Consider the following 10,211-nt stretch of genomic DNA (forward strand, 5'->3'; position numbering starts at 1 on the left):
GCCGATCAGTTACCCAAGACGACACAGCTGTCAGCATCCCAGCAGAGTTGTACTTCATCACCCCAGGTTGGCATCCCTTTGCGGTAACGATGGCCGTTCTGTAGCTGTGCAGTGAGCATCTGTCCGCTGTGTAATTTCACGTGATATATGGACAAGTCGCCCAGATAAGCAATGTGTACCACTTCACCAACGGCAAAGTTGCAACCATCCTCCGGCACCTGTTCACACAACATCACTTTTTCTGGCCGCAGCGCGACAAAGACGGGAACACCATCAACCACAGACACGTCTGAATCCACTTTCAATGGATGGCGCAGTCCGGGGCTGTCAATCACCAGCGCATCATCTAAACGCTCTTTTAATACGCCTTCAAACACATTCACCGAGCCGATAAACTCAGCACTGAATCTGCTGTTCGGATGCTCGTAAATCTCTTCCGGCTCACCAATTTGCACGAACTTACCACGGTTCATAATGGCGATGCGCCCGGCCATGGTCATGGCCTCTTCCTGGTCGTGGGTGACCATCACACAAGTTGCCCCGACACGCTCCAGAATATCCACCACTTCGAGTTGCATGCGGTCGCGCAGTTTTTTATCCAACGCGCCCATCGGTTCATCCAGCAACAGCAGTTTTGGCCGTTTGGCCAGGCTACGCGCCAAAGCGACCCGTTGGCGTTGGCCGCCGGACAGTTGATGTGGCTTGCGTTTGGCAAACTCTTGCATATGTACCAGAGTTAGCATCTCTGCCACCCGGCTTTTAATTTCATTAGCAGGCAATTTGTCTTGTTTCAAACCAAACGCGATATTTTGCTCAACTGTCATATGTGGGAACAATGCATATGACTGGAACATCATATTAATTGGGCGCTGATAAGGCGGTACATGCGACAAATCCTGCCCATCGAGGACAATTTGCCCCTGTGTCGGCTGTTCAAAGCCAGCCAGCATTCGCAACAAGGTGGATTTTCCACACCCTGAAGCCCCTAACAGCGCAAAAATCTCACCTTTGTAGATCGTCAAATTGACATCATCTACCGCGGCCTGACCATCAAATGATTTGGTTAAATTGCGAATCTCCAGCAAGGGTGTAAACACCTTCTGGGATTTTGGCTGTGGGCGGGGAGTTACATCATTCACTCAGCGTGCTCTCCGTAAAAGCAGAACAGGCCGCATTCGAGGTGCGGCGCAATAAAAAACAGGAACAGGAAGATAACCCCCTGTTCCTACCATGATCTATTTTACTTATCCATCAATCTGTTATCAGTGACAGGCTCACCACCAGCAACTGATTCCCATCGATGGTTTATTTACCGCTTTTCACTTTGGTCCAGGCCCGGGTGATCACGCGATCAATTTTCGGATCTTGCACTTTTAATGTGAACATTTTAGCTCGCACATCTGCCGGAGGATAAATACCTGGATTATCACGGACTTCTGCGTTCACCAGCGGGGTCGCGGCTTTGTTGGCATTGGCGTAGAACACGTGGTTGCTGATATTGGCAATCACATCAGGGCGCATCAGATAATTCAGGAACTGATAGGCTTCATCCTGATTTTTGGCATCCGCAGGCATGGCAAACACGTCAAAGAAGGCTAATGCCCCCTCTTTCGGAATGCTATAAGCCACATTCACACCATTTTTAGCTTCTTTGGCACGATTAGAAGCCTGCATGATGTCGCCAGCCCAACCCACAGCGACACAGATGTCACCGTTTGCCAGATCATTAATGTATTGTGATGAGTGGAAATAACGGATATTTGGCCGCAGTTTCAATAACAACTCGGTGGCAGGACCAGTGTAATCAGTGGCCTGAATACTGTTGGGATCTTTACCTAAATAATTAAGAACGGTGGCAAAAATCTCACTTGGCGCATCCAGAAAGGAAACACCGCAGCTTTTCAACTTCTCAAGATTTTCCGGTTTCAGCACCAGATCCCAACTGTTTACCGGTGCGTCTTTCCCAAGCGCTGCTTTCACTTTCTCGACGTTATAGCCTATACCGGTCGTCGCCCACAGATACGGGATGGCATATTTGTTATCGGGATCGTGCTTGCCAACCAGCGTCAGCAATTCAGGATCAAGATTTTTGTAATTCGGTAATTTACTTTTATCCAGCGGCTTAAATACGCCCGCAGACAATTGGCGCTCGAGGAAACTGGCTGACGGCACCACCAAGTCAAACCCGGTGCTCCCCGCCATCAATTTACCTTCCAACACCTCGTTGGAGTCAAACACATCATAGACAACTTTAATGCCGGTTTCTTTTTGGAAATTAGCCAGCGTGTCTGGCGCGATATAATCAGACCAGTTGTAAATGTGCAGTGTTTTTTCTTCAGCAGATGCTGAGACGGACGCGGCCATTAACAGGCCAGCAGCAACACCCGATAACCACTTTTTACGTTGGGTGAACATCCGTTAACTCCTCCAAAATAGGGGGTAATTCGTGCGATAAATTTGCATCCGTGGGATGCAACACCTTTGTCCTGCCGAGTGCTATTGCCACAAACACCAAATGCATGGCTATGCACGGTGAGCAATTATTAATCTAACAAATATAATCACTAATTTTGCGGAGGAATATTATGCCCTTTGCAGAAACAGCAGCATAACCGCAGTTCGGAATCCACGCCAGACTCTAGGGTAAAAAACGCCTTTTATCGATTTTTTATGCACATTCTATCTATGTAATGCGTCACTAATGGCATAAACGGCGACAAATATCTGGCAAAGGAGGGTAAAAAGCAGAATATCTTATGGTTTAGCGGGGCAATCTTATGGTTTACCAAGAGAATAAATAGTGTGCCACTGGTTATCAGTAGCACCCTGATTTTGATGCACGGGAATTATTTAGTGTATTACAGGGTAAGCGGTGGCAGTTTGCGGCAACTCGTCGTCGTCACTATTGCCAATAAACAGTAGATCGTTGGCGCGCGCTTCCAGAATAATCATCGAAATCTGCTCTTCGCACTGCTGCATAAAATAGCCAAACTGGGCGAATGTGACACCGACCTCAACAGTCAGTGACTGGCAGACAATCAGTTTTGGCAGATTATCATCCTGAATATCAATAAACGCTTTAACTGTCAGCGAGCTGGCATTGATTTGACTGAGATCCGCAACCAGCGGGATCAACGCTGTTGGGCGTACCTCGGCCAGTGCTGAAAACAGGATGATGTTATCCACCAAATCAATTTTGGCATCAAACACACCCTCAAAATTTTGCATATGCGGCAGATGCAGTGCCTGGCAGGAATCGCACTCAAAAAATGAGATACCGAGTTGATCCAGCCAACGCCGTAATAAGGCTAAATCCGGGACGATGAGTGAATCCATAACTACCTACCTCACGATTCTCATAATACGAAAAGTGCCATAGCTTACGGAATATTGGCCGACAGCGCTACTTCAATCCCGACTAATTTAATACCGCAAGAAAGACTCAGTAATGGCCTTACTTAGATTTATTCTCCTTTTCGGCACGCGCTTTATCTAACTCTTTCTTCGATTGAGGCCTGGAGATTCTATCTGCACTACCTAAGAGCGGGCCAAAACCACGAGCGACGCGCCAAACAATGCAAGCCGCCGCAGGGATCATCAGACCAATTCCAATAAAAATCATAATAATCGCAACTGTCGATGTGCCCATTGCTCCCGGTAATGACAAATAGCCATTTATACTGAGATAGGCAACAACCAGTAATATCATCCCCAATGCTTCCAAAATAATCACAAAACGGGGCATATCTCCTAACGAGCGCATCTTTACCTCCGATAAGCTCTGTATCTGCTTTTAACCAGTGTATTGAATCCCCACGATTTGTGACAGTACCCATAAGCAAATAGGTAGGATTAATCGGACTAACAGGTAAATCCTGCTTTTTTTTCACTGCGTCAAAAGGCATAGTAGTCAGCAGTCGAATGAGTAACACGCTATAAGTCATTTAACAGCTGAATATATCAGTAACTGTTGGCGAAGTGATTATCTCAAATTAATCAAGGAGTTTTACATGTTTGCTGTGATTTTTGGGCGTCCTGGATGTCCTTACTGTGTACGTGCCAAAGAATTGGCGGAAAAACTGGAAACTGAGCGTGACGATTTTAAATTCCGTTACATTGATATTCACGCAGAAGGTATCACCAAAGCTGATCTGGAAAAAACGGTCGGCAAACCAGTAGAAACCGTGCCACAAATCTTTCTCGATGAGAAACACATTGGTGGCTGCACAGATTTCGAAGCCTATGCTAAAGAAAATCTGAGCCTGTTCCAATAATCGACTGATAAACCTCTCTTATTGGCTAACGCTTAAGAACTGTGTGCCAACCTTGATGAGTGATATCCGAAAAAGGGTGCTAAGCGCCCTTTTTTCTTGCCTGTTATTTACACTAACTCAGCAAAAACCGGACATTAGCGCCCTATAACGCGGCTAAATACCAGCAGATAACCCCGCATTTCATCAGCATTCCAGCATATCACCCTGGCGAAACCAAACTTCCTGCTTACTACTGGCTGTCTCGCAGCAGACCGATTAGAATAAGCGCCGCTATCGCTTACATTTATATTTCGGCTGGCGATGTTTTTTTGAATTAAAAGCTTTTTGGATTTAAAGATATGTGTCGCTCTGGCTTTACATTAAGGGTGTATGCATCGTGGATCATCCTGACTAAATAGAAAGTCATACTCGTGAATATAAACGTCGCAAACTTGTTAAACGGCAACTACATCTTGCTGTTATTCGTGGTGTTAGCGCTGGGGTTATGCCTGGGCAAACTGCGATTGGGGCCTATTCAATTAGGTAACGCTATTGGTGTGTTGGTGGTATCTCTGTTGCTTGGGCAACAGCATTTCGCTATTAATACCGAAGCCCTGAATCTGGGCTTTATGCTGTTTATTTTTTGTGTCGGCGTTGAAGCTGGCCCAAACTTTTTCTCTATTTTCTTTCGTGACGGCAAAAACTACCTGATGCTGGCGTTGGTCATGGTGGGCAGCGCAATGATTCTGGCGCTGGGGTTAGGCAAACTCTTTGGCTGGGATATTGGCCTGACCGCCGGGATGCTGGCTGGATCCATGACATCCACTCCGGTCTTGGTGGGCGCTGGCGATACTCTTCGTCATACCATCGCGAATAATCCGGCGTTGCAACATGCCCAGGATAACCTGAGCTTAGGTTACGCCCTCACCTATCTTATCGGGCTGGTTAGCCTGATTTTAGGCGCGCGCTATTTACCCAAACTACAACACCAAGACTTGCCAACCAGCGCACAGCAAATTGCGCGTGAGCGCGGCCTCGATACCGACAGCCAGCGCAAAGTCTATCTGCCCGTTATCCGTGCCTATCGCGTTGGCCCGGAATTGGTGGCTTGGGCTGATGGCAAAAATCTACGTGAATTAGGGATTTATCGTCAAACTGGCTGTTATATTGAGCGTATTCGCCGTAATGGTATTTTGGCGAATCCGGATGGCGATGCGGTATTGCAAGTCGGTGACGAGATCTCATTAGTCGGTTATCCGGATGCGCATTCCCGTCTTGACCCCAGTTTCCGTAACGGCAAAGAAGTGTTCGACCGCGACTTGCTGGATATGCGCATTGTTACCGAAGAGATTGTGGTCAAAAACAGCAATGCCGTCGGTAAGCGCCTGAGCCATTTAAAACTGACCGACCACGGTTGCTTCCTAAACCGCGTGATCCGCAGTCAGATAGAAATGCCGATTGATGACAATGTGGTACTGAATAAAGGCGATGTATTGCAAGTCAGTGGCGATGCACGGCGCGTTAAAAGTGTGGCGGAAAAGATTGGCTTTATTTCTATTCACAGTCAGGTCACTGACCTGCTGGCGTTCTGCGCCTTCTTTATTTTAGGGTTGATGATCGGCCTGATCACCTTCCAATTCAGTAACTTTAGTTTTGGTATTGGTAATGCCGCTGGCCTGCTAATGGCTGGGATCATGCTGGGCTTTTTACGTGCCAACCACCCGACTTTCGGCTATATCCCGCAAGGGGCGCTCAATATGGTGAAAGAGTTCGGTTTGATGGTCTTTATGGCGGGGGTCGGGTTAAGCGCCGGTGGCGGTATTAATAGCAGCCTTGGAGCCGTCGGTGGGCAAATGCTGATTTCCGGCTTAATCGTGAGCCTGGTGCCTGTAGTTATCTGCTTTATCTTTGGCGCTTATGTATTACGCATGAACCGTGCTCTGCTTTTTGGCGCGATCATGGGAGCGCGCACCTGTGCACCGGCCATGGATATCATCAGTGATACTGCTCGCAGTAATATCCCAGCACTTGGTTACGCAGGGACTTATGCTATTGCGAACGTTTTACTGACGTTGGCAGGCTCGTTAATCGTTATTGTCTGGCCGGGAATATTAGGCTAGGACCTGAAAAGTGGTATTTAAGATAAAGCTAAACATTTTTTTAAGCTTTTTTCATTTTCCCAGAACTTTCTAGCTGGACTGGGGTCTGATTTAATGCCACTGCTTTTCTTTGATGTCCCCATATTGAGGAGCCCGATAGTCCCGCCTTCTTAGGTTCAAGACTAGTCGGGTTTTTTCTTGCCTGAAATTCGAACGCCCCATCCCTCCCCCTTAAGGCTTTCTTAAGACAAAATTATTACAGTAGAAACATGTCTACTTCTGCTCCAGGCTATTTCGTGAAGATCAATAAACCTGCCTCTCAATCCGGCGTCATTACATCGACCTTAAATAATACCTCAACGGCACTAACAATTAGGACAAACTCCCTTTACTCGCTGCCGTTATCCTTTTATTTTTGGCAGGTTTTTGCATTGGTGATCAGTGGATTGCTGTTTCTTTGGTTATCCCGCGACGAACAGTTGGATTGGCTTATCAGTAACTATTGGTTTGATCCCGTCTCGCAACATTTTCCATGGGAAAATAATTACTGGCTGGATTTACTGAATCATCGCTTATTGAAAATAACCATTATCAGCGCTGCCGTCGTCACATTGCTATGGGGTCTTTATCGCCGCAATATGCGCGCAGTAACGACGATGCTGCTATTTGGCATCGGCCCGTTGGTGATAGGTGTGCTAAAAGCAACCAGTGCACACTCCTGCCCTTGGGATCTGGTGGAGTATGGCGGTAAATCTATCAACTATGTACTCATGGGTACAGCCCCGATCGGCGCCGGCCCTGGTCACTGTTTCCCCGGCGGCCATGCCTCCAGTGGGTTTGCAGTAATGGCATTGTTTTTCTTGTTTTACCCCGAACGACCACGGTTAGCTGTACTGTGCTGGTTTGTGGGTGTGAGTCTTGGCATGTTGATGGGTTTTGGACAAATCATGCGCGGGGCACATTTTCTTACCCATAACCTGTGGGCGGGTTGGTGGGTTTGGCTCAGCCAGTTGGTTGTGTATTGGATGATCAGCGGTTTTTACAACCGCGATAAGGGTAGAGAATGATTGAACAAATGAATTACTTTTTCTTTTCCATGATAAATGCCACCCCAGCATCATCGCCATGGATGATTTCTTTTGCGACTTTCATCGCACGCGATTTGATTATGATTATCCCCATATTATTAGTGGGGATGTGGTTATGGGGGCCACAAAGCAGCATGGATTCGCAGCGTGCTTTAGTGACCAAAGCCGCTATCGCGCTTGCTTTCTCCATGCTTTCAGCCTCCTGCATCGGGATGCTTATCCCCCACGACCGCCCTTTTGTCGTCGGTTTTGGTTATAACTTTATGAATCACGCACCCGATAGCTCTTTCCCAAGTGACCACGGCACGGCTATTTTCACTTTTGCTCTGGCCTTTGTTTTTTGGCACAAACTGTGGTCCGCTGTCAGCCTGATGGTCGTGGCTGTCGCGATTGCATGGTCACGAATTTACCTGGGTGTGCACTGGCCATTAGATATGGTGGGGGGATTTTTGCTAGGAATTGTCGGCTGTCTGTTTGCACAATTGGTATGGAACTTGTTCGGCGATGCAATTTCAAATGGCATGAAGCGTCTTTATCATATGAGTTTTGCCTTACCTATCAGCAGAGGATGGGTTAGAAACTAGCGCCCTCCGTGTGATTAATCTCACATTGCCGGCAGATTAAAATGCCGGCAATATTCTCCGCAAAATCCCTTCGTCATGTCAAAATACATAAAAATCAAATAATTATGCTTTGCAGCATGTTCATGCCGGTGATTTAATCATCTTTTATGTAATAAAAATAACAAAATAAAATCTAAAATAGCTAACAATGTGAGAATTAACTTTGTTTTTTCTCACAAATGTTATTATTATAACAAAAGAGCCAACTTACAGATGAACAAAAGGATAAAAATCATGACGATCAATTACGCTAATTATATTGACCATACCCTATTGGCAATGGATGCCACCGAAGAGCAAATTATTAAGCTGTGTGAAGAAGCCAAGCAGCATCATTTTTATGCGGTATGTGTTAACTCTGGCTATGTTCCAGTGGCTGCCCAGCAATTAGCTGGTACTTCGGTTAAAGTGTGTTCAGTCATTGGTTTCCCGCTGGGTGCTGGCTTGACCGAAGCTAAAGCCTTTGAAGCTCAGGCAGCTATCAAAGCTGGCGCGCAAGAGATTGATATGGTTATCAATGTTGGCTGGTTGAAAAGTGGCAAAATCGCAGAGGTCAAAGCGGACATCAAGGCCGTGCGTGATAATTGCGCCTCCACACCGTTGAAGGTAATATTAGAAACCTGCCTACTTAGCGATGCACAAATCGTGCAAGTTTGTGAAATGTGCCGTGAGCTTGATGTGGCCTTTGTTAAAACCTCAACCGGTTTCAGCACTGGCGGCGCTAAAGAAGAGCATGTCAAATTGATGCGCGCCACAGTAGGCCAGGAGATGGGTGTCAAAGCCTCCGGTGCGGTTCGTGACAGAGCGACAGCAGACACAATGATTAAGGCTGGGGCAACACGCATTGGCACCAGTTCTGGGGTGGCTATCGTTTCAGGCCAGCAAGCATCAGCATCAAGTTACTAACTTTTTATATATCCAATAGATTTTAAGCTGCAAAATGGCGAGTAACCTGCGCCCGCGGCTTGAAAGATGATGGGTAAAGCCCGGTTATTGCCGGGCTTACTTATTCCATGTACTGTTTGCACTCTTTTTTACGTTTTTTATTTTACGGTTCATGGTGTTAAAAATAACTCGTCAGGGATAGCTTATGGAAACTCGCCGTGCAGAACGTATCAATAAACTTACTCAGGCCCTTAAGCGTTCTGACAAAATCCATCTAAAAGACGCAGCCAATCTATTGCGGGTTTCTGAAATGACGATTCGGCGAGATCTGAGCGCCGAACCTACCTCCGTCATTTTACTTGGTGGCTATGTAGTGATGGACCCCAAAAGTCACAATGCCAATAACTATTTTGTTTCCGACCAGCAAGCCAAACAGGTGGAAGAAAAGCGCCTAATTGGTCAGTTAGCGGCGCGCCTTATTGCGGAAAATGACACCGTTTTTTTTGACTGCGGGACCACAATTCCTTCAATAATCGATGAGATAGATGAAGAGCTGTCATTTACTGCTATTTGCTACTCCCTCAATACCTTCCTGTCGTTACAAGACAAACCCAATTGCAAAGTTATCTTGTGCGGAGGGGAATTCAAACCCAACAACTACATTTTCACCCCTATAAGCCAACATAATGAGCTGGATAATGCTTGCCCAAACAAAGCTTTTATCTCTGCGGCGGGCGTTTCTATTGAGTATGGCGCCACCTGTTTCAACTTTGATGAGATCTTGTTGAAACACCGTGCTATTGCCAAATCTCAGCATAAAATCCTGGTGGCTGACCACAGCAAATTTGGCAAAGTAAAGCCTGCCAGTATCGGTGCGCTAACACTTTTTGATGCCATTGTGACCAACCGTCAACCGGATAATGAATTCAACCAATTCTTTTTGCAGCACAATATCAAAACCTACTGTTAGGTTCTTTTTCCCCTTACGGATACTGATCACCAGCAAGATGCGGGTTACCGTATCTTGCTGCTCGATAGATCCCCCCGCTTTTTGATGTTATCCATAATGGCTGACACCATTGATTACATAGCAAAAATCCTAGTTCACTAAATGCCTTGAGATAACACCATCACTGCATTATCAGATAAAAAACGGATTATATTTAAGCAAAATAGCCTGATAGAAAATAACCATATTTTATTTGTGGCTAAATAGTATTTTAGTTGATAAGAATTTTAAAACACTATTTCATTGTGCAATTA

10 protein-coding genes are annotated in these 10,211 nt (G+C 46.1%); 6 read left to right on the plus strand and 4 right to left on the minus strand.

Annotated features, from left to right (window positions below; all coding sequences use genetic code 11):
- Positions 1–5: 5 nt before the first annotated feature.
- The 4 genes from potG to HU019_RS00785 all read right to left on the minus strand — a co-directional run bounded on the left by potG (position 6) and on the right by HU019_RS00785 (position 3,763).
- A complete protein-coding gene (potG, locus tag HU019_RS00770) occupies positions 6–1,139 on the minus strand; it encodes a putrescine ABC transporter ATP-binding subunit PotG (protein ID WP_174847036.1) in 1,134 nt (377 codons plus the stop codon).
- A gap of 166 nt (positions 1,140–1,305) precedes the next feature.
- The gene (gene potF / locus HU019_RS00775) at positions 1,306–2,415 is read right to left on the minus strand and encodes a spermidine/putrescine ABC transporter substrate-binding protein PotF (RefSeq protein ID WP_019083471.1); all 1,110 of its coding nucleotides are present in this window, start codon (positions 2,413–2,415) and stop codon (positions 1,306–1,308) included.
- Positions 2,416–2,850: 435 nt separating this feature from the next.
- Positions 2,851–3,336 (minus strand): type III secretion system chaperone family protein, encoded by a 486-nt coding sequence (locus HU019_RS00780; protein WP_004389586.1) that lies wholly within the window; start codon positions 3,334–3,336, stop codon positions 2,851–2,853.
- Positions 3,337–3,454: 118 nt separating this feature from the next.
- A complete protein-coding gene (locus HU019_RS00785; protein WP_174847035.1) occupies positions 3,455–3,763 on the minus strand; it encodes a YbjC family protein in 309 nt (102 codons plus the stop codon).
- Between the two features lie 247 nt (positions 3,764–4,010).
- Here HU019_RS00785 and HU019_RS00790 point away from each other — a divergent pair, with 247 nt between their 5' ends.
- The 6 genes from HU019_RS00790 (at position 4,011) to deoR (ending at position 9,918) form a co-directional block, all read left to right on the plus strand.
- Positions 4,011–4,274, plus strand: coding sequence for a GrxA family glutaredoxin (locus HU019_RS00790; RefSeq protein ID WP_174847034.1), 264 nt, complete (start codon positions 4,011–4,013; stop codon positions 4,272–4,274).
- Positions 4,275–4,684: 410 nt separating this feature from the next.
- Positions 4,685–6,373, plus strand: a complete 1,689-nt coding sequence (locus HU019_RS00795; RefSeq protein ID WP_174847033.1) for an aspartate:alanine antiporter — start codon at positions 4,685–4,687, stop codon at positions 6,371–6,373.
- A 374-nt stretch (positions 6,374–6,747) separates the two neighbouring features.
- Entirely contained in the window at positions 6,748–7,419 is a 672-nt protein-coding gene (locus HU019_RS00800; protein WP_174847137.1) for a phosphatase PAP2 family protein, read from the plus strand.
- Entirely contained in the window at positions 7,419–8,024 is a 606-nt protein-coding gene (gene ybjG, locus HU019_RS00805; RefSeq protein ID WP_174847136.1) for an undecaprenyl-diphosphate phosphatase, read from the plus strand. Before HU019_RS00800 ends, ybjG begins: the two co-directional genes overlap by 1 nt.
- Before the next feature lie 273 nt (positions 8,025–8,297).
- A complete protein-coding gene (gene deoC / locus HU019_RS00810) occupies positions 8,298–8,969 on the plus strand; it encodes a deoxyribose-phosphate aldolase (RefSeq protein ID WP_174847032.1) in 672 nt (223 codons plus the stop codon).
- Between the two features lie 184 nt (positions 8,970–9,153).
- Positions 9,154–9,918, plus strand: coding sequence for a DNA-binding transcriptional repressor DeoR (deoR, locus tag HU019_RS00815; protein ID WP_174847031.1), 765 nt, complete (start codon positions 9,154–9,156; stop codon positions 9,916–9,918).
- Positions 9,919–10,211: the final 293 nt, after the last annotated feature.

Origin of the sequence: Yersinia artesiana (genome assembly GCF_902726545.1) — a bacterium.
GTDB lineage: Bacteria > Pseudomonadota > Gammaproteobacteria > Enterobacterales > Enterobacteriaceae > Yersinia > Yersinia artesiana.